Genomic DNA, 22,432 nt, shown 5'->3' with positions numbered 1-22,432 from the left:
AGGAGCGGCGGATCGGCGCGCGCCTGTTCGCCCGTACCAGCCGCCGGGTCGAGCTCACCCCCATCGGGGCGCAGCTGCGCGAGGACCTCAGCGCGGGCTACCAGCAGATACTCGACGGCACCCGCGCGGCCACCGCTGCCGCGCGCGGCACCACGAGCACACTGGCCCTCGGGCTGCACGGGCCGCAGGCGCACTACTACACGCACGTCCTCGACCTCTTCCGTGCCCGGCACCCCGACGTCCGGCTCCGCATCCAGGAGATCAACTTCGCGGACCCCTTCGGTGCCCTCCGGAACGGCTCGGTGGAGGTGGCGACCTCCTGGCTGCCCGTCCGTGAACCGGACCTCACGGTCGGCCCCGCCGTCGCGATCGAACCCCTGGTCCTCATGGTGGCCGCCGACCACCCCCTCACCACCCGCGACAGGGTCAGCATGGAGGATCTGGCCGACTGGCAGCTGCCGCAGTCGGCATCGCCCATCCCCGAGTACTGGCAGCAGACGCTCGTCCCCACCCACACCCCCGGAGGCCGGCCGATCCGGCGCGGCCCGAAGGTCTCCACGATCCAGGAGGTCGCCGCCGTGGTCGCGGCGGGTGAGGCCATCTGCCTCATCCACGGTGACGCCGCCCAGTACTACCAGTGGCCCGGGCTCCGCTATCTGCGTCCGTACGACGCCCCGCTGGGGACCTGGGTCCTGATCTGGCCCACCGCCGGGGAGACGGACCTCGTCCAGGCGCTCGCGCAGGCGGCGCGGGACGCGGGGCCGCACAGCAGGTGATCCGCCGCTGCGGTAGTGCCTGTTCTACGGGCGACGGGCCAGCAGATGCGTGTCGAGGTAGCCGCGCTCGGACGCCGGGTCGTGGACCAGCCGGGCGAAGGGCGGGAGCCCCGCCCCGGCGAGCAGGCCGGCGAACCGGTCCACCGGCCAGCAGTAGGCGGGCGCCACCTTGTGGTCGAATCGCACAGGTTCGTCCTGGGCAGCCCCGTCCGTCCCGAAGAAGGAGACCAGGATCAGGCCGCCCGGCGCCAGGACACGGAGCTGCTCGGCGAGGAGCGCCGGCAGCTCCTCCGGCGGCGTATGGATCATCGAGTAGTGGGCCAGCACCCCGCCGAGCGCACCGTCCTCGACCGGCATGGCCTCCATCCGCGCCTCGTCGAACCGCAGCGCCGGATGGGCCCGCCGCGCGTGATCGACCATGGCCGGGGAGAGGTCGAGCCCGAACGCGTCCAGCCCCAGGCCGTCGAGCATGGCCGTCAGATGCCCGGGTCCGCATCCGACGTCGGCCGTCCGCAGATTGCCCGTCCCGCGCACCAGCTCCGCGAAGGTGCCGATCATGGACCGGGCGAACGGCTGGGTCTCCAGCCGGTCGGCGAACATCGACGCGTAGAGCTCGACGATCCCGTCGTACGCCGTCCTGGTCCTGTCCTGGTGTCCCGTCACGTGTCCCGTCACGGGGAGGAAGCTAACACCGGTGCCGGGGCGCCGCGTTCCCGCGACCCCGCCCGACATCGTTCGCCCCGACAACGTTCCGTCCCGGCCGTTGACACCGGCGAGAGGCCGTTGCTTGGCTGGGGCGCCGGGGGAACAAGCGCTTACGGGCCGGACTTTGGAGCGTACTGGTGGAGTTCTCGCGTCGTTCCGCACTGTCCGTGGTCCCCGCCGCCACGGTCTGGGCACTGTCCCGGTCCCTGCGGGCCGAGGCGGCACCTACACGTGATCCGGCCGTGCCGTCAGGCACCCGGCGGTCCTCGGACGCGGCGCCGGACGCCCTCCTCGCCAACACCGTCGCGGTCTTCGCCGGAACCGCCGCGTCCCACGCCCGCCCCGAGGTCGCCCCCAAGCTCGCCGCCCTCCAGGAGACGGCGCGCGCCCGGCTCGCGGCGATGGACGGCGCCGGACAGGACGAGCTCTTCGCGGGCGTACCGCTCGGCACCAGCGACCCCAACCTGAGCACGTCGTACCAGTACCTCTACGAGATCGCCCTCGCCACCTGCCTCCCCGGACCGGCCGACAGTACCGCCGTACGGCGCACGGTCCTCGACGGCCTGGTCCGGCTCCACGACGGCTGGTTCGGCGACCAGGCGAAGGGCTACTACGGCAACTGGTTCCACTGGGAGATCGGGATCCCGGCCTACGCGACCAAGACCCTGGTCCTGCTCAGGGACGAGCTCGCGGCGTACCGGCCGGACCTCGCGGCCACGTACGTCGCCTCCATGGACGGCTACCTCCGCAACGGCAAGGACGGCGACGTCGACCTCGACTCGCGCTTCCACACCGGCGCCAACCTCGCCGACATCACGACGAACCGCATCCTCCAGGGCGCCCTGCTCGGCGACGAGGCCCGCATCACCAAGGCGCTCGCCGACCAGCTGACCGTCTTCTCGACGATCGACCCCTATCACCCACGGCACGGAGTCACCGACGGGTTCTACGCCGACGGCTCCTTCGTCCAGCACTCCTCCGTCGCGTACACCGGTTCGTACGGCAAGGGGCTGCTCACCCGGATCGTCCAGACCATCAAGATCCTCGACGGCACCGGGTACCTCCCCGACGACAGCCTGGTCGGCGTCGTACAGGGCTGGATCACCGACGGCTTCGCCCCGCTGGTCTTCGAGGGCTGGATGATGGAGATCGTCAAGGGACGCGCGGTCTCCCGGACGGGCACGGGATACGCCGACGTCACGGCCGTCGTGGAGGCGGTCGTCGACCTCTCCTCGTACACCTCCGGCAGCGACCGCGAGGCTCTGGAGGGGTACGTCAAACACGTACGGCAGAGCGCGAAGGCGGACCTCGACACCACGTCCTTCGTCTCCCCGGTCAGCATCGCCCGCTACGCCGACATCCTGGAGTCGCCCGCACCCGCCCGGGACCTGGCTCCCGCCGCCGCGCACGCCGCGTTCAACGCGATGGACCGCACCGTCCACCGCCGTCCCGGCTACGCCTTCGCGCTCGCCCGCAGCTCCGACCGCATCAGCACGTACGAGTACATGAGCGGCGAGAACCTGATGCCCTGGTTCCAGGGCGACGGCGCCCACTACCTGTATCTGTCCGGCGCGGACCAGCGGCAGGCGTACGGCATCGACTACTTCACCGCCGTCCCGCCCCACCGTCTCGCGGGCGTCACCGCCCCCGTCGAGACGCGTCGCACCGTCCCCGAGCTCTACGGCACCCTCTGGTACGACAACCCCGAGCGCGGCTTCACCTCGTCCTCCGAGTCCCAGAACACGTACGTCTACTTCCCCCGCGGCACCCAGCCGTTCTCGGGCGGCGCGCGTCTCGGCGCCTACGGCGTGGCCGGGTTCGTGCAGTCCGACGACGCCGCGTACGCCGCCCAGCAGGCGGGCACGCTGCCGGAGGACTTCGTGGCCTACCGCGCGGCGGGCGCGACCAGGTCGTGGTTCATGTTCGACGACGAGATCGTCGTCCTCTCCGCGGGTGTGACCGGCCTGGGCGGCCGCGCGGTGACCACGACCGTCGACAGCCGCATCGCCGACCCCGCCTCCCCCGTCGTCCTCACGGGCGGACTCCACGACGGATCACCCTGGCAGCGGGGCGGGACCGCCCCGCCGGCCTGGCTCCGGTACGCCGACGAGGGGCAGGGGACGGCGGTCGGTTACGTCTTCCTGTCCGGGCCTCCCCCGGTCGTCGCCCTCGACACGGTCACCCGCAGCCGGCGTCTCGTACGCCTCGCCAACCCGGACACGGCGGTGACGAAACAGCTCTTCACCCTCTCCTACGAGCAGGGCGCCGGGCAGCGGTCCACCGCCATGGCGCACGCCCTCGTCCCCCACGCCTCCGCGCGGCAGCTGGCGTCGTACGCCCACGGTCCGCTCGCCGTCCTGTCCAACACGGTGCGCCTGCAGGCCGCCGTCCACACCCGCCTCGGCATCACCGCCGCCAACGCCTTCACCTTGGGGACGCACCAGGCGGGGCGCCTCTCGATCGACGGCCCGGCGTCGGTCATGCTGCGCCGGACCGGAGGCGGCGCGTACTCCATCGCCGTGGCCGACCCCACGACGACGCGGCGCACGGTGTCGGTCACCCTCCACGGCCGGCCCCTGCGGCGCGTCTCGGCCGACGAAGGGGTCCGCGTCCGCCATGTGCCCGGCGGCACCCGGCTCGACGTCACGACCCACCACGCGTACGGGCGCAGCTTCACGGCGACGCTGACCGAGAGGCCCTGAGGTCCCGAGGTCCTGAGGCCCGGAGGCCCTGGTGGCCGGGCGCTCGCCCCAAAAGCGCCAATCGTCATTGGTTATAGAATTCCACCTGTGAGCAGCAGCGAGGATTCCGCCCTTGAGGCGTTGGGCGTACTGGGCGATCCGGTGCGGCGCGGACTGTACCGGCACGTCGTCGGCGCCCCGGAGGAGGTCGGCCGGGACGCGGCTGCCGAGGCGGCCGGGGTCTCCCGTTCGCTGGCCGCGTTCCACCTGGACAAGCTGGTCGAGGCAGGGCTGCTGGAGGTGAGCTTCCGGCGGCTCTCGGGGCGCAGCGGGCCGGGGGCCGGGCGGCCCTCGAAGATGTACCGGCGAGCCGAGGGCGAGCACACCGTCTCCGTACCGCCCCGCTCCTACGACTCGGCGAGCCGGCTGCTCGCCGAGGTGGTGGAGCGCGCCGGGCTCGACGGGGAGCTCCAGGCCGCGGCGCGTACGGCCGGGGAGTCCGAGGGGCGCGCCTCGGAGGGCGGGACCGATCCGGTGGAGGTCCTGCGGGCCCGTGGGTACGAGCCGTTCTGGGACGGCGGGAAACTGCGGCTGAACAACTGTCCGTTCCATGCGCTGGCGGATCAGTTCACCGCCCTGGTCTGCGGGATGAACCTGGCCGGGATCGAAGGGCTGCTCGACGGACTGCCGGACGGCGAGGGCTGGAAGGCGTCGATGGACCCCCTGCCGCGCGGGTGCTGCGTGGCCCTCGAAGCCTCCGGGGAGGGCCGGACGTCGTCACCCGATCTCTAAAAACAGCATCCATTGACTTTAGAGAGTTCACCCGGGCATGCTTGCCCCCGTGAACGCATTCCACCTTGCCCAGGTCAACGTCGGGCGCATGCTCGCCCCGCTCGACAGCCCGCAGTTGGCCGACTTCGTCGCCCACCTCCCGGAGATCAACGCCCTCGCCGACCAGGCCCCCGGTTTCGTCTGGCGCATGGTGGACGACGGCGGAGCGGACTCGACCAGCCTGCGCCCCGAGGACGACGACGACCTGCTCCTGATCAACTGCTCGGTCTGGGAGTCGGTCGAAGCGCTGCACGACTACACGTACCGCAGCGCGCACCTCAAGGTGCTGGCACGCCGCCGCGAGTGGTTCGAGCGCCTCGCCGAGTTCCACCACGCGATGTGGTGGGTGCCCGCCGGACACCGCCCGAGCGTCGCCGAGGCGATGGAACGCATCGCCCTGATCCGCGAGAACGGCGAAGGCCCGGAGGCGTTCACCTTCCGGGCCCCGCACCCGGCACCGAGCAGCTCACCGGCCCTGTAGGTCATCAACCGCCCCCGGGGACGGGCCGGATGAAAGAATCCGATGATGTCCCTCTCCTCACCCCGGCCCTCCTCCCCCTCGACTCCGTCGGTCCCGCCGGTCCCGCCGGTCCCTTCGGTTCCGTCGCCGGAAGCGGTCACCGCCTCGGCCTCCGGCACCTGGCTCCTCGGCGACCTCACGGTCAACCGCCTCGGCTTCGGCTCGATGCGCCTCCCCCAGAACGGCGCCGCGTTCGCCGACGGAACGCCCAGCGACCGCACCCGCGCCCTGACCGTCCTGCGCCGCGCCGTCGAGCTCGGCGTCAACCACATCGACACCGCCGCCTTCTACTTCTCCCCGCTGCGGTCCGCCAACGAGCTCATCAACAGCGCGCTCGCCCCGTACGCCGACGACCTGGTCATCACCACCAAGGTCGGCCCCGGCCGCGACCCGTCCGGCGCCTGGGTCTGGGCCACCCCGGAGCAGCTGCGCGGCCAGGTCGAGGAGAATCTGCGCCAGCTCGGCCGCGACCACCTGGACGTGGTCAACCTGCGCCTCGCGGGGAGCCAGGCCTCCGCCTCGGTGGCCGAGCACTTCGGCGCCCTCGCCGAACTACGCACCGCCGGACTCATCCGCCACCTGGGCATCTCCAACACCAGCCCGGCCCAGCTCGCCGAGGCCCAGGGCATCGCCCCCGTGGTCTGCGTACAGAACGCGTACGGCATCGAATCCCCCGCCGAGCGCCACGCCCTTTCCGCTCCTGCGGCGACCAGGGCATCGCCTTCGTACCGTTCTTCGCCATCGCGGGCGCGGGGCGCGAGGACGGCGCGACCGGCACGGTGAGCGAGGCGGTGGAGACCGTCGCCCGCAGCCACGGGGCGACCCCCGCGCAGATACGACTGGCCTGGACCCTCCACCAGGGGCCGCACGTGCTCGCCATCCCCGGCACCGGCAACCCGGACCACCTCGTCGAGAACGTGGCCGCCGGGGCCCTGCGGCTCACCGCCGAGGACCTGGCCCTCCTGGCGCCACCGGCGGCCACCTGAGCGCCTCCGACCCGGGCGCCCGGCCGAACGGATGGAAGGACGAGCGGTCGTTCGCCGACGCCCCCGTCCGACGGATCCTGGTGCGACTTCAAGCCAACGCCCCACCGGGCGACCCCGCACCGCTCCTGATGACCCGTCGGCCGGAAGCCACCGGCGCACACAGGGCTCTCGAACAGCGCGTACGAATGCCCCGTGCCCCGTGAACGCACCAACCGGGGACGGAACCCATGGCCACCGTCGTTGCTAGCCGTCACACCGCGTGATACACAGAGTAACCATGCATATGCGGGCGGAACCCCACAGGAGCCGCAGGTCAGGGCGGCTCCTCCGGTCAAACGTGCGAGATCCGGGTAAAGAGACCCGGGAAGGCGTCGTGCGATGCCGGTTTCATCAGCGAAGATAGAGACTGCCCCGTGTCGCACGGCGCGGGCTGCGAACTACCCAACAGGGGCGGTGACTTACATGATCCTGGCAGCTGAAAAGGGCGACATCACCACCATCATCGGCGGAATCGCCCCGAACTGGGGGCCGTTCGGGACCCTGGGCAACGAGGCGCGCATCATGATCGAGGTGGTGATGGCGGTCGCCATCCTGCTCTGTCTCGGCATCGCGATCTGGGGTGCGGCGAAGCAGCGCATCGGCGCGACGGCGCTGCGCGACACGTTCAGCGCGGAACAGGGCAAGGGCCTGATCGTGGCAGGGCTGACCGGGGTCTTCATCATCGGATCACTGGGCACGCTGTTCACCATCGTGTACGGAATGGCTGTCTGACCGACCGTCGGTCCGCCACCCTGCACCGGGCCCGTCCCCGTCCGCCCCACACCACCCGTCCGTCGTGCCCACCGGCAGAGGTTGCGTCCCCTGATGTCGAGTCACCACACCGCGCCCACGCGGAAACCAGCACCGCTACCGTCGTACTACGCGGAACTGCACACGGCTGAGGGGACGTACGCGGCATGAGCCAGGGCGACGAGCGCGGCTACGGCGGCAACGAGCCGGGCCGCACGGACGACGCGTACAGCACCCTCGGCGGGACGCGCCAGACGCGCACGCGCCTGCCCGGAGGCGACGACGACGGCTACGGCCGCCGGCCCGCCCGGAGCTCCCGCTCGCTGATCATGGTGGTGGGCGTGGTGGTCCTGCTGATCGCGGCGATCGCGTTCGCGAACCAGGGCGGGGGCCGCGGGTCGGACGGCGGCAACGACAAGAAGCCCGACGCGGCGGGCGCCGGCCCCACGGCGGCGACGGGCACGAAGCCGGTCCAGGGCAAGAACGGCACGATCGCCTCGGGCTTCGCGCATGACGAGCAGGGGGCGCAGAGCGCGGCGGCGAATTACGCGGTGGCGCTGGGGTCGGCGGACATGTTCGAGAAGGCGAAGCGTGACGGCATTCTCGACGCGGTGATCGCACCAGCATCCATCGGCAAGTTCCGGACCACGCTCGACAAGGCCTACTCGACCGACTTCTTCAGAAACGTCGGCCTCAACGACGACGGCACCCCCCCAGCCGGATTCGCCTTCATCTCGCGTACGACACCCATCGGCACGAAGGCGACGAAGTCGTCCGTCGACAGCGCGACTGTCGAGGTCTGGTGCTCCGGCCTGATCGGCTTGGCAGGCGAAGGCTCGACCAAGCCCGTTACGGACGGCTGGTTCACCATCACCATGGAACTTCAGTGGGTCGATGGCGACTGGAAGGCCATCACTCACTCCCAGAAGGACGGCCCTGCCCCCGTGGGCGGCGACAACAGGGCATCCAGCGCCGACGAGATCGCCGGCGCGGTCAACGGGTTCGGAGGCTTCACCTATGCCCGGTAAGCCTTGGTTCCGTCCAAGGGCCGTCGTCCCGCTCCTGGCAACGACGCAAGCCTCGCTCATCGTGTTCGCCGCGAGGGCCGCAGCCGCCCCCTCTCCCACTCCCAGTACCAGCAACAACCCCTGCGACCTGATCTACGGGGCTGCCCGCGACTACTGCGAGGACGGCGAGGGTGCCGCCCGCAACGCCCGCAACGCCCCCACCGTCACCGACGACGCCCTAGACCCCCTCTCCTCCCTCGCCCGAGGCTGTGCCGACGCCGCCGCCTACCTCGTCGGCAAGCTGAGCGAGGCCGTCGAGAGCACGGCCACCGTCGACTTCACCAACACCACCTTCCTGAAGCAGTACTCCGTCGTCTTCGCCGCCTCCACGATCCTCACCCTGGTCCTCTGGCTCTTCGCCGTGGCCAAGCGGGCCGTCCGGGGCGTGCCGTTCACCACCGCGATGTCCGAGGCCATCGGCTTCCTGTGGCTCACGGTCCTGGCCTCCGCCTTCACCCCGCTCATCCTGTACGTGGTCGTCTCGGCCACCGACGGCGTCACCGAGGTCATCTCCACCGCGACCGGCGGGCAGACCGACGTCTTCTTCGGGTCGTTCGCCGAGGCGCTCAAGAAGGGCACCGACATCGGCGGCGGCCCCATCATGCTGATCGTCGTCTCGCTCGTGTCGATCCTCGCCGCCGGCATCCTCTGGCTGGAGCTCGTGATCCGGGCCGCCCTGCTCTACGTGGGCGCCCTGCTGGGCGTCGTCGTGTACTCCGGGCTCGTCGACAAGAACATGTGGGGCCACGTCCGCCGCTGGGCGGGCATCATGATCGCCGTGATCATGGTGAAGCCCGTCATCGTCATCGTGCTCGGCCTCGCCAACGCCCTCTCCGCCGACGACGGCCCCAACGCCTTCTCGGCCGTCGTCTCCGGCCTCGCCATCATCCTGCTGGCCATCTTCGCCTCCGCCATGATCTACCGCTTCGTCCCCGGCTTCGGCGACGAGATCCAGGGCGCCCGCACCAACCGCAAGCAGGCCACCGACGGCTCCCAGGCCGCCGCGATGATCAGCTCGCCCGCCGCTCTCGTCTCCCAGGGCATCAAGACGCACAGCGGCCGCAGCGGCGGCGGTGAAGGCGGAGGCGGCGGTGCCCGGCCCGCCAACCCGGTCAGCGGCGGAGTCGCCGCCCACAGCTCCCGTAACCCGGGCGGAGGCGGAAGCGCGCCCTCGCCCCGCAGCGGGTCCGGACCCACCTCCGGCACCCCCCACGGCAGCCGCTCCCCGCGAGGCGGTTCAGGCAGCACAGGTAACACGAGCACAGGAGGGGGAGGGCGTTGACGACCCAGTCCCACACGATCGCGCCCCGCCGTACGTATCTCATCGGCCGCGCCCGGCCGAACGCGATCGTCGGCAAGAACCGTGAGACGGGCGAGATCGCGCTGATCATCGCCGGGGCGTTCCTCGGCATGATGAGCGGACTCCTCGTCCCGGTCCTCTCCCTGCGGATCGTGACGCTCATGGGCTTCCCCCTGCTCGCCCTGGCCGTCGTGTACGTCCCCTACAAGGGCCGCACCTTCTACAAGTGGTTCGAGATCAACCGCAGCTTCAAGCGCACCCTGCGCCGCGGCACCGCCTACCGCTCCGCCGCCATGGAGGCCGGGGTGAGCGCGGACGGGCGTGAGGTGGAGATCGGGCCGCCGCCCGGCATCGGCAGGATCAGCTGGCTCGCCGCACCGTTCGGCCCGGACGAGATCGCCGTACTGCTGCACGCCGACCGGCGTACGGTCACCGCGGCCATCGAGATCGAGGGCCCCGGAGTCGGCCTGCGCGACAGCGAGGACCAGGAGGCCCTGGTCGACCGCTTCGGCACCCTGCTCAAGCACGTGGCCAACGGGGACGGCTTCGTGACCCGCCTCCAGATGCTGGCGCGTACGCTCCCCGCCGACCCCGACGCCCACGCCAAGGACGTCGCCCAGCGCGGCGACAGGAACGCCCCGGGCTGGCTCCAGGAGTCCTACGACCAGCTCCAGTCGATGGTGTCGACCTCCAGCGAGCAGCACCGCGCCTACCTCGTCGCCTGCATGCACTACAGCCGTGACCTGGCTGCCGAGGCCAACGCCATGGCCCGCGCCGCCCGCCCCAAGGGCGGCCGCAAGATCGACCGCGACGCGGGGCTCGCCGTCGTCATGGCCCGTGAGCTCACCGACATCTGCGCCCGGCTCGCCGAGGCCGACATCCGGGTCCGCCAGCCGCTCGGCCAGAGCCGGCTGGCCTCCCTGGTGCACTCGATGTACGACCCGGACCACCCCATCGACCACATCCAGGCGATGACCAAGCGCAACGCCTGGCCGGCCGAACTGGACGCGGTCGAGCCGACCTTCCTGCAGGCCAAGACCCGCGAGTCGTCGACCCGCGCCCCCTGGTGCCACGCGACGGCCTGGGTGAAGGAATGGCCGATGACCCCCGTCGGCGTCAACTTCCTGGCCCCGCTCCTCGTCCACACGCCCGACGTGATCCGTACGGTCGCGGTCACCATGGACCTCGAACCCACCGAGATCGCCATCGAGCGGATGCTCACGGAGAAGACCAACGACGACGCCGAGGCCAGCCGCCAGGCCAAGATGAACCGCACGGTCGACCCGCGCGACATCGCCGCCCACGGCAGGCTCGACCAGCGGGGTGAAGATCTGGCCAGCGGCGCCGCCGGGGTGAACCTGGTGGGGTACATCACCGTGTCGTCCCGGTCCCCCGAGGCCCTCGCCCGCGACAAGCGGACGATCCGGGCCTCGGCCGGCAAGTCGTATCTGAAGCTGGAGTGGTGCGACCGCGAGCACCACCGCGCGTTCGTGAACACCTTGCCGTTCGCCACCGGCATCCGTCGCTAACGAGAGGGCAGTCACACCATGCGAGATCCGCTGTCCGCGTTGTCGGATGCCTTCACCGGTTTCCTCTTCGGAAACGTGGAGACGACCAGGCTGCCGGTGCGTACGTCGACGGGCCAGGCCCAGGCCGTCTACCTGCCGACCGCCGCGCCCGGCCTCGGCGACTCCGGCGTGATCATCGGGCGTGAGGTGTACTCGGGCAAGGGCTACATCTACGACCCGTTCCAGCTGTACGGGCAGCAGCTCCCCGCCCCGCACTGGCTGGTGCTCGGTGAGTCCGGCAACGGCAAGTCGGCGCTGGAGAAGACCTATGTGCTCCGCCAGCTCCGCTTCCGCGACCGCCAGGTCGTCGTCCTGGACGCCCAGGGCGAGGACGGCGTCGGCGAGTGGAACCTCATCGCCCAGGAGCTGGGCATCACGCCCATCCGCCTCGACCCGACCGCCGCGCTGAACGACGGGATCCGCCTCAACCCGCTCGACCCGTCGATCACCACGACCGGCCAGCTCGCCCTGCTCCGCACGATCATCGAGGTCGCCATGGGCCATGGCCTCGACGAGCGGTCCGGCTTCGCGCTCAAGGTCGCCCACGCGTACGTCAACGACACCATCGTCGACCGCCAGCCGGTCCTGATGGACATCGTGGAGCAACTCCGCCACCCGAAGCCCGAGTCCGCCGAAGCGATGAACGTGGACATAGACGACGTACGGGCCTGGGGCCTGGACGTCGCCCTCGTCCTGGACCGGCTCGTCGACGGTGACCTGCGCGGCATGTTCGACGGCCCGACCACGATCGGCATCGACCTCGACGCCCCGCTGATCGTCTTCGACCTCTCGCACATCGACCGGAACTCCATCGCGATGCCGATCCTCATGGCGATCGTCGGCGTATGGCTGGAGCACACCTGGATCAGGCCCGACCGGAGGAAGCGCATCTTCCTCGTCGAGGAGGCCTGGCACATCATCAACTCCCCCTTCGTCGCCCAGCTCTTCCAGCGCCTGCTGAAGTTCGGCCGGCGCCTCGGGCTGTCCTTCGTCGCGGTCGTCCACCACCTCAGCGACGTCGTCGACGGAGCCGCGGCGAAGGAGGCGGCGGCCATCCTGAAGATGGCCTCCACCCGCACGATCTACGCCCAGAAGGCGGACGAGGCGAGAGCGACGGGCAAGGTCATCGGCCTGCCCCGGTGGGCGGTCGAGATCATCCCGACCCTCACCCCGGGCATCGCCGTATGGGACGTCAACGGCAACGTCCAGGTGGTCAAGCACCTGATCACCGAGGCGGAACGGCCCCTGGTCTTCACCGACCGCGCGATGACCGAGGGCTCCGCGGTGGACCTGCTCCCCGAGGACGTACGGGCCGCGGAGCTGGAGGCGGAGCAGCGGGCGGCACGGATCGAGCACCAGCAACGGCTGAACGAGTCGTCCGAGTCAACGGTGGCATGACATGGCACGCCAGGCACCATCCGGTCCGGGGCGCGGCGGCGAGGGCCAGGGCGGCGTCCCGGACGGCCTGCTGATCGGGCTCCTGGTCTTCCTCTTCGGGCTGACGGTCCTGGCCTGGACGGCCACGGGCCTGGCGGGACTGTTCGCGCACAGCGGCTGGCCGGACGGCGTCACGTTCACACGGACGCCGCTGGCCCTGCGCGCCCTGGCCGTCGACCCGACGGACCTGCCGGGCGCCTGGCCGGACACCCCACCGGGCACGCTCTCCGGATACGGGCTGTTCTGGGGCCTGTTCATCGGCGAAGTGATGGTGCTGCTGGTCCTCACGGTGTTCGTGGTGGGCGTGGTGACGCGCTGGCGGCTGGTCCGCCGGCAGAGGGCCGCGACCCCGGAACCGTACGGAACCGAGCGGGACCCCGTACGCACCGATGCCGCACCCCAGGGCCCCACCCGAGCACCCCGGAGCCCCGCGCCGGCCCCCGCCGAAGCCCCGGCACCCACGGCCCCGTACGCACAGGAGACAGCCGGACAACAGACGGCCGGACCGCAGACGGCCGACCAGCGGACGGAGGCAGGGGCGGAGGCGGAGGCAGCCGCCACGCCCCTCGTCGCGTACGCGCAGGAGGCCGCCCCGCTGCTCCCCACACCCCGTACCCCGCACGTCCTCTACGGCGCCTCGGCCACCCGCCGCCCCGCCGTCGTCCAGGCCATCCGGGAGGCCGACGGGCCCGCCCTCGTCGTGACCTCCGACCCCACGGTCTGGGCCGAGACGAAGGACGCCCGCAGCAAGCTCGGCCCGGTCCTCGTCTACGACCCGGGCCACCTCTGCGACACCCCCGCCCGGCTGCACTGGTCCCCCGTCGCCGGCTGCGAGGACCCCGCCGTCGCGGCCGACAGGTCCGCCGCGCTCCTGGCCCCCGTACGCCCCCTGGCCAGGGCCGACGCGGCCGTCGCCGACACCGCCCGGACCCTGCTCCAGTGCTGGCTGCACGCCGCCGCCGTGGACGGCCGCCCCTTCCGCCAGGTGCACCGCTGGGCCTCCGGCGCGGGAGGCCACGAGCCGGTCCGCGTGCTCCGCACGCACCCCAAGGCGGCCTCCGGGCTCGCCGGGCTCCTGGAGTCCGCGCTCACCGCGTACCCCGAACGCCGGGAGATGGCACAGGAACTGACCGTACGGGCCTTCGAGGCCCTCTCCTCGGTCCACATCCGCGAGGCGTGCACACCCAACCGAGCCGATGCACTCGTGCTGGATTCTTTTGCACGCGAAGGGGGAACGCTCTATGTGGTCGGTGAATCCATCGAGGATCCTCACCACCACCCCGGTGCGATGCCCCTGCTCACCGCACTCGCCTCGCACGTGGTCGAGCACGGCCGCCGCATGGCCGCACGGTCAACCGACGGTCGGCTCGACCCACCAATGTCCCTCGTCCTCGACGACGTGGCCGCCGTGGCTCCGCTCCCCCAGCTGCCGGAGCTGCTGACGCCCGGCCAGGACCAGGGGATGCCCGCGCTGGTCCTGCTCCGCTCCGAGGAACAGGCCCGCGCCCGCTGGCGGGAACGCCTGCCGGCTCCCGGGCCGAGCTGACACCCCGCCGGCCAAGGCGCCGGCGCCGCTCCACGGCCCCGGCGCCGTTACCGGCCCCGCTCCGCCTCCGGAGACCGCGGGTGCTCCGGTCGTTCCGTGTGCGCCGTGCGCTCCGTGTGCTCCGTGTGCTTCGGGCGGCGGAACTCGAACTCCAGCTCCAGGGCCGTCGGGTCACCCTCCATCGGCAGCGTTCGCCCGGTCGGCAGGAAGCCGATCCTGCGGTACGAGGCCTCGGCCCGGGCGTTCGCCTCGTGGACGTACAGCCGGACACGCTCCAGCGGCGGCCCGGCCAACGACCAGGACCAGTCGATCGCCTCACGGAACAGCGCGTCCACCACCCCGCGCCCCCGGTGGTCCGGCCGTACGAACACCCCCACCAGGTGGGCCTGGTCGACCTCGGCGGCCTCCCCGAAGCCCGGCGCGCCGCCCGCCCGCTCGACGAGCACCGACACCGTCCCCGCCCACTGCCCGTCGGGCGCCTCGGCGATGAACTGACGGCTGTGCTCCCCCGCCGCGGCCCCCGCCGTCCGCTCCTGCCAGAACACGTCGGGCCTGCCCAGCGCCTGCTCGTACGTCTCCAGGAAGGCGATCGAGGCGACCGGGTCCCGCAGTGCCGCCAGCCGGATCTCCTTGGCCCGCGCCCATTCCTCTGCCCGCACCGCACGTACGACGTAGTCCATCAGCCGATCGTGCCCTGCCGCCCCGACCACGGCAAACGAGATAGGGAGCCGTCAGCCGTCCAGCGAAAGGGCGTTCTTGGCGTGCGCCATGGCGGCCTCGGGGGCGGGCCCTCCCTGGTGCTCGGTCGCCAGCGACTGGTTCAGTGCGACGAAGTCCCGCATCCGCTCCTCGTAGCGGGCGTAGGCCGCCGCATGGTCGTCCGGCGCCCCGGCCAGGGAGGCGGCCAGCACATGAGCGCCCACCAGCGCCAGGCTGGTGCCCTGCCCCGAGAGCGGTGAAGGGCAGTAGCCGGCGTCCCCGAGCAGGGCCACCCGGCCCTGCGACCAGCGGTCCATCCGGATCTGTGCCATGGCGTCGCAGTAGAAGTCGGGGGCGTCGAGCGCCGCCTGGGCCAGCCGCTTGCCCTCCCACCGCAGGGACGCGAGCCTCTCGACGATGGTGCGGCGCAGTGCGTCCGCGTCCCGGGGCAGCCGCTCCGACTCGAAACCGAACGCGACCCGCAGCTCGGTGTTGTCGCGTACGGCCATGATGCCGTAGCCGATGTCGCCGTCGCTCAGCCAGACCTGCCAGTCCTCCAGCCCCAGGAAGTTGTCCGCGCTGAACACCGACAGATAGCTGCCCAGGTGGTGCGCGAAGCGCTCCTCGGGACCGAACGCCAGCCGCCGTACCGTCGAGTGCAGGCCGTCCGCCCCGATGACGAGGTCGAACGTGCGGGACGCCGCACGTTCGAAGTCCACCCGCACACCGGCCTCGTCCTCGTCGAGCGCGGTGATGGTGTCCCCGAAGAGATACTCCACGTCCTCACGCGTGCGCTCGTACACCGGCCGCACCAGGTCCTCGCGCAGCAGCTCGAAGTCATCGCTGTCCAGCCGGCCGCTGCTGAAGGTGGCCTCGGTGGAGCGGCTGAGCTCCTTCCCGTCGGCGTCGAGGACCGACATGCCCCGCATACGGGTACGGACCCGCCTCGCCGGTTCCAGCAGGCCCATCCGCTCGACCACGTCGAGGGCGACCCCCCGGACGTCCACGGCCTGCCCGCCGGGCCGCAGCCCCGGCCCCCGCTCGACGACGGTGACCGCGAAGCCGTGGCGGTGCAGCCAGAAGGCGAGAGCGGGACCGGCGATGCCTCCGCCGGAGATGAGAACAGTGCGCATCAGAAGCTCCTCTCGTACGGTGTACTCACTGAACGTACGGCGTACGCGCCGTGTCCACCACCAGGCCGATCGGCAGTCTGCACTAGGACAGTTGGGCACCGACAGCCATCGCCCCCGCTAGGCTCTGCCCTAGTACAGGAGAGAAGAGGCACCGCACGTGACGAACACCACAGAGGCCCAGGACGAGCCGCCGTACCTGCGCATCGCCCGAGAGATCCGCCGACGCGTCGAAGAAGGCGAACTGGCCCCGGGCGAACGCGTCCCCTCCACCCGCGGTATCGCCAGGGAGTGGGGCGTCGCGCTCGCCACCGCCACCAAGGCCCTGACCCACCTCCGCCTGGAGGGGACCGTCGAGACGAAACCGCGCGTCGGCACGGTCGTGGCCGCCGCCCCCGGCACGGCCTCCCGCGGCCGCCGCACCCCGCCCTCCGGCACCCCCGCGGCCCCGCCCTCGGTCCGGCCCGGGGAGCAGGAGCTGACCTTGGACCGGATCGTGCGCACCGCCATCGACATCGCGGACACCGAGGGACTCCAGGCGCTCTCCATGCGCGGGGTCGCCGCCCGGCTCGGCGTCGCCGCCATGTCGCCCTACCGGTACGTCACCGGCAAGGACGACCTGATCCTGCTGATGGCGGACACCGCGTTCGGCGAACAGACCTACCCGGCCACGCCCCCGGACGGCTGGCGCGCCCGCCTGGAACTGGGCGCACGGACCCTCTGGTCCCTGCACCGGCTGCACCCCTGGCTCGCCCAGCTCTCCTCGCTCACCCGCCCCCTGCTCCTCCCCAACCTGCTGGTCCACGGCGAATGGTCGCTGAGCGCCCTCGACGGCCACGGCCTGGACACCACCGAGCTGTTCGACATCCACGTCCTGCTCTTCAGCCATGTCCAGGGGCTGGCGGTCCACCTGGAACGGGAGGCACAGGCCGAGGCGGCCACCGGCCAGTCCGAGGACCAGTGGATGGACAGCCGCGCACACACGCTCCAGGACCTGGTCGACTCCGGGCGCTTCCCGACCTTCACGAAGGTGGTCGGCTCCTTCCACGACGGCTACGACCTCCGCCTCGACGCACTCTTCGAACGCGGCCTCGAAGCCCTCCTCGACGGACTGGCCCCCGTCATCGAGAGCGGAGGCCGGCCCCGCGGATAGCGCCCACCACCCGTCGTACCCCGGTACTACGGCCGCCCCCGCCTCCAGCCCCCGGTCGGACGACCGCGACCCGTCCGCTCCGTAGCGTCGACCGCATGATCAGGGCATACGAACTCACCAAGCGGTACGGGGGCGCCACCGTCGTCCACGGCCTCGACTTCACGGTCCGCCCGGGCACCGTCACCGGCTTCCTCGGCCCCAACGGAGCCGGCAAGTCGACCACCATGCGCATGCTGCTCGGACTGGACGCCCCCACCTCCGGCCGGTCCACCATCGGCGGCCGCGCCTACGCCACCCACCCCGCACCGCTCACCGAGGTCGGGGCGCTCCTGGAGGCGCGGTCCGTCCACCCGGGGCGCACCGCCTTCCACCACCTCATGGCACTCGCCCACACCCACGGCATCCCCCGCAGCCGCGTCGAACACGTCCTGGACCTGGCCGGCCTCACCGCAGCCGCCCACAAGAGGGTCAAGGGCTTCTCGCTCGGCATGGGCCAGCGGCTCGGCATCGCCGCCGCGCTCCTCGGCGACCCGGCGACCCTCATCCTGGACGAACCGGTCAACGGACTGGACCCCGAAGGCGTCCTCTGGATCCGCACCCTGCTCACCTCGCTCGCCGCGGAGGGCCGGACCGTCCTCGTCTCCTCGCACCTCATGAGCGAGATGGCGCTCACCGCCGACCACCTCGTCATCATCGGCCGCGGCCGGCTCCTCGCCGACACCACCGTCGCCGAACTGATCCGCACCGCAGGCGGCGCCTCGGTCAAGGTCGTCACCCCGCAGGCCGACACCCTGCGCACCCTGCTGGCCGGCCCCGGCGTACGCATCACCACCGGCCCCGCCGGCGAACTGACCGTCCACGGCACCGACGCCGCCCACATCGGCCGCACCGCCGCCGCCCACGCCGTCCCGCTCGCCGAACTCACACCGCAGACCGTCTCCCTGGAACAGGCCTTCATGGACCTCACCCAGGAATCCGTCGAGTACCGGACCACCGCACCCCTGACCGGAGCCCCCGCATGACGACCACAGCCACCGCGCCCTCTCCGTACCGCGTCACCCCACGCCACGTCCTGCGCTCCGAGTGGCACAAACTCCGCTCCCTGCGCTCCACCTGGATCACACTCCTGTCGGCGGCGGCCCTCGTCCTCGGCGTCGGACTGATCATGGGCACGACCTACACCCCGGGCGGCGGAGACGCCGACATCGACACCGTCGTCCTCGTCCTCTACGGCACCGTCCTCGGCCAGCTGTGCGTCTCGGTCCTCGGCATCCTCGTCACGGCCGGGGAGTACTCCACCGGGATGATCCGCGCCTCGCTGACCGTCGTGCCCCGCCGGCTCCCCGTCCTGTGGGCCAAGGCCGCGGTCTTCGCCGCCACCGCCTTCCTCACGATGTACGCCACCGCGCTCGTCACCTTCCTCGCCGCGCAGCTGTTCCTGCACGACACCGAACAGGCCGCCGCACTCACCGACCCGGGCATCCTCGGAGCCCTCGCGGGCAACGCGGCCGGCATCACCCTGCTCAGCCTGATCGCCCTCGGCCTCGGCGCCACCCTGCGCTCCGTCCCGGGCGCCGTGGGGGCGTACTTCGGCGGGATCCTGATCCTGCCCGAGGTGCTCGGCATGCTTCCGTACGATGCCGTGGACAGCGCCCTGAAGTACTTCCCCACCCAGGCCGCCGGGGCCCTCGGCTCCGCCACCCCGATCCCGGGCGCGGCCGGCACCGTCCCGGCCCTGCTGGCCCTGTGCCTGTGGGCGGCGGCCTCCCTCGGCGCGGCGGCGGTACTCCTGCGCCGCCGGGACGCGTGACGGAGGGCGGATGCGGGCGGGCGCGCGGACCGGGATGCGGGTCGGTGTACGGCGGAGGGTGGACGTACGGAGCGGCGAGCGGCTCCGCGTACGGAGGAGGGTGGACAGCGTGAGCGACGAACAGGACCCGTACCGCGGGCATCCGGCCCCGGATGACGCCCCGCTGACCCAGTACATCCAGGCCCTCATCCAGCGGCTCCGCGCGCTCGACCGCCGCCGCCCGCTGCTGTGGGACCTCACGGTCACCGGGTTCTGGGTCCTCTTCGCTGTCCTCGACTACAGCACCGGCGGGTGGCGCACGGTCGCCCGCAACGTCGAGGCGCCGGAGCCCCTGGTCCTGCTGATGAGCCTCTGCTTCTCCGTGCCCCTGCTGTGGCGCCGCAGCAGGCCCGTGACCGTACTCGTCCTGATGGCCCCCGTCTCGCTGGTCAACATCTGGACGGGCGCCGTCGTCCAGGCCGCCTTCCTCCAGCTGATCCCCGCCTACACCATCGCCCTGCGCCTGCCCCTCAGGACACTCGCCTGGTCGGCCGTGCTGATGTGCCTGCCCGCCGCAGCCGGCGCGATCCGGATACCCGGCACCGCGGACCGGCAACTCGTCTCCTACCTCTGGGGGTTCGCCTTCGTCGCGCTGCTCGGCATCGCGGTACGCACCCGGCGCGAGTACACCGAGGCCCTCGTCGAACGCGCCCACCGGCTGGAGCGCGAGCGTGACCAGCAGGCCCAGCTCTCCGCCGCCGCCGAACGGGCCCGTATCGCCCGCGAGATGCACGACATCATCGGGCACAACCTGTCCGTCATCACCGGACTGGCCGACGGCGGGGCGTACGCGGCGGCCAAGAGCCCCGAACGAGCGGGCCAGGCCCTCGAAGCCATCGGCACCACGAGCCGCCAGGCCCTGGCCGAACTACGGCGCGTACTCGGCGTCCTGCGCGAACCGGCCCCGGCCGCCGACCTCTCCCCCCAGCCCTCGCTGGGCGACCTGGACACCCTGCTGACCGGCGTACGGGAAGCGGGACTTCCCGTACGCCTCACCGTCCACGGCACCCCGCCGACCGCCCCCGCCTCGCCCGGCCGGCAGCTCGCCGTCTACCGGGTGGTCCAGGAGTCCCTCACCAACACCCTGAAGCACGCGGGCCCGGACGCCACCGCCGAGGTCACCCTCACGTACACGACCACCGGACTGGAGGTGCGGGCCACCGACTCCGGCGGCCGGCAGCAGACACCGGGAGGCGAGAAAACCAGAGGGAAGCCCGGCGGCGGACGGGGCATCAGCGGAATGCGGGAGCGCGCCTCGCTCTACAACGGCACACTCGAATCGGCCCGGCTCCCCGCCGGCGGCTGGCAGACACGACTCCGCCTTCCCCTGGAGGACGCACCCCCGTGACCACGGTACTCATCGCCGACGACCAGGCCATGCAGCGCTTCGGCTTCCGCATGCTGCTGGAGAGCCAGGACGACATGACCGTCGTCGGTGAAGCGGGCAACGGCACGGAGGCGGTCGGCCTGGTCGCCCGCCACCACCCGGACGTCGTGCTGATGGACATCCGCATGCCGGGGCTCGACGGCATCGAGGCGACACGCCGCATCATCACGTCAGGAGCCCGCACCAGGGTCCTCATCGTGACCACCTTCGACCTCGACGAGTACGCGTACGACGGCCTGCGGGCCGGGGCGAGCGGCTTCCTCGTCAAGGACGCGCTCCCCGAGGAGCTCCTCTCCGGCATCCGCGCCGTCGCGAGCGGCGACGCGGTCGTCGCCCCGAGCCTCACCCGCCGGCTCCTGGACGCCTACGCCCACCACCTCCCTGCGGCACCGGGCGACCTGCCACTCGCCGCGGACCCCCGCATCGCGTCACTCACGGAACGGGAGAGGGAGATCCTCACGGTCATCGGACAGGGCTGGACGAACACCGAGATCGCCGGGCGCCTTCACCTCGCGGAATCGACGGTGAAGACGCACGTCACCCGCATCCTGGCCAAGACGGGGTCCCGGGACCGCATCCAGGCCGTGATCCTGGCGTACGACACCCGCCTGGTGAACCCGCGCTAGCCGGTCCCCGAGGTGTGGTCCGTACGCCGACCTCTCAGGCTTCGCGGACGAACGTCGCACAGTCCGGACAGTCGTCGAGATACCGGTGCCGGCAGTCGACGGTGTGCTGGAGGAAGGTGATCGCCTGCTGTCTGGCGGCGACCTCGGCCTCCAGCGCGGCGATCTTCCGCGCCACCACCGCCTGCGCCTGTGACTTCACCGGAGCCATGGCGGCGACCACCTCCGGCAACGACAGCCCGACGCGCCGCAGTTTCAGCACCGTGCGTGCCTGTTCTAGAGCGCCGTCGTCGAAGACGCGGTAGCCGCTGCCGTCGCGGCGTACGGAGAGCGCGCCGACCTGCTCCCAGTGCCGGAGCACATGAGCCTCGACCCCGAGTTCTGCGGCCACTTCCCCGATCGTCCTCACGATGCGCGCCTTGCCTTCATGTCGACGTGAACCCCTAGCGTCCCCCATATGCCTGAACCTACGCCCGCCACGGGCGCCCTCCAGAAGTCGTCGGTCCTGGTCACCGGAGCGACGGGCCACCTCGGCCGCGAGGTGACCGCCCGCCTCCAGGCCCAGGACGCGCAGGTACGCGCTCTCACCCGCCGCCGTACCGGCCCACGCCCCGGAGTCGAGTCGGTGACCGGCGACCTGACCGACCCCGCGGCGGTCCGCGCCGCGCTCACGGGAATCGACACCGTGTTCCTCGTCTGGCCTCTGCTCCACGCCGACCGCGCCCACGGCCTGGTCGAGGCACTCACCGAGGTCGCGCCCCGAGTCGTCTACGTGTCCTCGGCCGCGATCGACGACCAGGCCGCCCGCCAGAGCGATCCCATCGTCCAGGTGCACGCCGACATGGAGGCCCTGCTCCACGACGCCGGCCTGCGAACCGTCGTCCTGCGGAGTGACACGCTCGCCTCCAACACCCGTGGCTGGGCAAGCCAGGTGAGGGCGGGAGACGTGGTGGCCGGCCCGGACATCGCCCGTACAGCCGTGGTCGACGAGCGCGACGTCGCCGACGCGGCCGTTGCCGCCGTGCTGGGCATGCGGAAGGGCGAACTCGGCCAGGAAACGTATGTGCTGACGGGCCCTGAGCCGCTCGGCCGCGCCGAGCAGGTGAGCCTTCTCGGGGCCGCGCTGCGGCGCCCTCTGCGCTTCGAAGCGGTCCCCGCCGAGCTCGCCCGCGCCCGCATGCTCGCTGACGGACGCCCGGAGCAACTGGTGAAGGCCCTGATCACCGCATCGCTGCACCGGCCGGAATCGCACCGCGTCACCGACCACGTCGAGCGCCTCACCGGACGCCCTGCCGGCACCTTCGCCCGGTGGGCCGTCGACCACGCGGCCGACTTCACCTGACCGGCCCGTAAACGCAGAAAAGCCCCGTGCCACAAGGGCACGG

The 22,432-nt window shown here is 71.8% G+C and carries 20 protein-coding genes and 1 pseudogene; 17 read left to right on the top strand and 4 right to left on the bottom strand.

What is annotated here, in order from left to right; translation table 11 throughout:
* On the top strand, positions 1–776 hold a 776-nt coding region (locus JKV81_RS07060), incomplete at its 5' end, for a LysR family transcriptional regulator (RefSeq protein WP_202075181.1).
* 24 nt (positions 777–800) lie between these two features.
* Here the strand turns inward: JKV81_RS07060 and JKV81_RS07055 are convergent.
* Positions 801–1,439 carry a class I SAM-dependent methyltransferase gene (locus tag JKV81_RS07055; protein ID WP_202075183.1) on the bottom strand — a complete coding sequence of 213 codons (639 nt, stop codon included), beginning with the start codon at positions 1,437–1,439 and terminating at the stop codon, positions 801–803.
* A gap of 179 nt (positions 1,440–1,618) precedes the next feature.
* On the opposite strand from JKV81_RS07055, the gene JKV81_RS07050 reads away from it, so the two are divergent.
* From JKV81_RS07050 to JKV81_RS07005, 10 genes and pseudogenes are all read left to right on the top strand, one after another.
* Positions 1,619–4,183 carry a polysaccharide lyase family 8 super-sandwich domain-containing protein gene (locus JKV81_RS07050; protein ID WP_202075180.1) on the top strand — a complete coding sequence of 855 codons (2,565 nt, stop codon included), beginning with the start codon at positions 1,619–1,621 and terminating at the stop codon, positions 4,181–4,183.
* An 87-nt stretch (positions 4,184–4,270) separates the two neighbouring features.
* Complete coding sequence (locus tag JKV81_RS07045; protein WP_202075179.1) at positions 4,271–4,954, top strand: helix-turn-helix transcriptional regulator; 684 nt, start codon at positions 4,271–4,273, stop codon at positions 4,952–4,954.
* Between the two features lie 49 nt (positions 4,955–5,003).
* On the top strand, positions 5,004–5,474 hold the full coding sequence (locus tag JKV81_RS07040) for a DUF3291 domain-containing protein (protein WP_202075178.1): 471 nt from the start codon (positions 5,004–5,006) through the stop codon (positions 5,472–5,474).
* A gap of 123 nt (positions 5,475–5,597) precedes the next feature.
* Positions 5,598–6,499, top strand: a pseudogene (locus JKV81_RS07035) (oxidoreductase); the annotation flags it as partial.
* Positions 6,500–6,961: 462 nt separating this feature from the next.
* Complete coding sequence (locus JKV81_RS07030) at positions 6,962–7,270, top strand: DUF8827 family protein (RefSeq protein WP_014047394.1); 309 nt, start codon at positions 6,962–6,964, stop codon at positions 7,268–7,270.
* A 185-nt stretch (positions 7,271–7,455) separates the two neighbouring features.
* Complete coding sequence (locus JKV81_RS07025; RefSeq protein ID WP_202075177.1) at positions 7,456–8,316, top strand: hypothetical protein; 861 nt, start codon at positions 7,456–7,458, stop codon at positions 8,314–8,316.
* A complete protein-coding gene (locus JKV81_RS07020; RefSeq protein WP_202075176.1) occupies positions 8,306–9,637 on the top strand; it encodes a hypothetical protein in 1,332 nt (443 codons plus the stop codon). The genes JKV81_RS07025 and JKV81_RS07020 overlap by 11 nt, the downstream gene beginning before the upstream one ends.
* A complete protein-coding gene (locus tag JKV81_RS07015; protein WP_202075175.1) occupies positions 9,634–11,184 on the top strand; it encodes an SCO6880 family protein in 1,551 nt (516 codons plus the stop codon). The genes JKV81_RS07020 and JKV81_RS07015 overlap by 4 nt, the downstream gene beginning before the upstream one ends.
* Positions 11,185–11,202: 18 nt before the next feature.
* Positions 11,203–12,621 (top strand): ATP-binding protein, encoded by a 1,419-nt coding sequence (locus JKV81_RS07010; protein WP_202075174.1) that lies wholly within the window; start codon positions 11,203–11,205, stop codon positions 12,619–12,621.
* Position 12,622: 1 nt separating this feature from the next.
* Entirely contained in the window at positions 12,623–14,206 is a 1,584-nt protein-coding gene (locus tag JKV81_RS07005; protein ID WP_202075173.1) for a P-loop NTPase family protein, read from the top strand.
* Positions 14,207–14,253: 47 nt separating this feature from the next.
* Here the strand turns inward: JKV81_RS07005 and JKV81_RS07000 are convergent, their stop codons facing one another.
* Together JKV81_RS07000 and JKV81_RS06995 are read right to left on the bottom strand one after the other, a co-directional pair.
* Positions 14,254–14,886, bottom strand: a complete 633-nt coding sequence (locus tag JKV81_RS07000; RefSeq protein ID WP_202075172.1) for a GNAT family N-acetyltransferase — start codon at positions 14,884–14,886, stop codon at positions 14,254–14,256.
* A 51-nt stretch (positions 14,887–14,937) separates the two neighbouring features.
* Positions 14,938–16,038: an FAD-dependent monooxygenase gene (locus tag JKV81_RS06995; RefSeq protein ID WP_202075171.1), complete on the bottom strand. Its 1,101-nt coding sequence runs from the start codon at positions 16,036–16,038 to the stop codon at positions 14,938–14,940.
* Positions 16,039–16,195: 157 nt separating this feature from the next.
* Between JKV81_RS06995 and JKV81_RS06990 the strand changes: the two genes are divergently transcribed.
* The 5 genes from JKV81_RS06990 (at position 16,196) to JKV81_RS06970 (ending at position 21,050) form a co-directional block, all read left to right on the top strand.
* Positions 16,196–17,188 (top strand): TetR/AcrR family transcriptional regulator C-terminal domain-containing protein, encoded by a 993-nt coding sequence (locus JKV81_RS06990; protein WP_202075170.1) that lies wholly within the window; start codon positions 16,196–16,198, stop codon positions 17,186–17,188.
* Positions 17,189–17,283: 95 nt separating this feature from the next.
* Positions 17,284–18,210 (top strand): ABC transporter ATP-binding protein, encoded by a 927-nt coding sequence (locus JKV81_RS06985; RefSeq protein WP_202075169.1) that lies wholly within the window; start codon positions 17,284–17,286, stop codon positions 18,208–18,210.
* On the top strand, positions 18,207–18,998 hold the full coding sequence (locus tag JKV81_RS06980; RefSeq protein ID WP_124273904.1) for an ABC transporter permease: 792 nt from the start codon (positions 18,207–18,209) through the stop codon (positions 18,996–18,998). Before JKV81_RS06985 ends, JKV81_RS06980 begins: the two co-directional genes overlap by 4 nt.
* Positions 18,999–19,107: 109 nt before the next feature.
* Positions 19,108–20,385 (top strand): sensor histidine kinase, encoded by a 1,278-nt coding sequence (locus tag JKV81_RS06975; protein ID WP_307820497.1) that lies wholly within the window; start codon positions 19,108–19,110, stop codon positions 20,383–20,385.
* Positions 20,382–21,050, top strand: coding sequence for a response regulator (locus JKV81_RS06970; RefSeq protein WP_202075168.1), 669 nt, complete (start codon positions 20,382–20,384; stop codon positions 21,048–21,050). The genes JKV81_RS06975 and JKV81_RS06970 overlap by 4 nt, the downstream gene beginning before the upstream one ends.
* A gap of 34 nt (positions 21,051–21,084) precedes the next feature.
* On the opposite strand, the gene JKV81_RS06965 is transcribed toward JKV81_RS06970, so the two are convergent.
* Positions 21,085–21,438 (bottom strand): MerR family transcriptional regulator, encoded by a 354-nt coding sequence (locus JKV81_RS06965; RefSeq protein WP_129264768.1) that lies wholly within the window; start codon positions 21,436–21,438, stop codon positions 21,085–21,087.
* Between the two features lie 66 nt (positions 21,439–21,504).
* On the opposite strand from JKV81_RS06965, the gene JKV81_RS06960 reads away from it, so the two are divergent.
* The gene (locus tag JKV81_RS06960; RefSeq protein WP_202075167.1) at positions 21,505–22,389 is read left to right on the top strand and encodes an NmrA family NAD(P)-binding protein; all 885 of its coding nucleotides are present in this window, start codon (positions 21,505–21,507) and stop codon (positions 22,387–22,389) included.
* Positions 22,390–22,432: the final 43 nt, after the last annotated feature.

The sequence above is a fragment of the Streptomyces silvae genome (assembly GCF_016745505.1).
In the GTDB taxonomy this organism is placed as follows: Bacteria; Actinomycetota; Actinomycetes; order Streptomycetales; family Streptomycetaceae; genus Streptomyces; species Streptomyces silvae.
The sequence above is the reverse complement of the archived record's forward strand: the minus strand, read 5'-3'. Positions and strand labels throughout refer to the sequence as shown.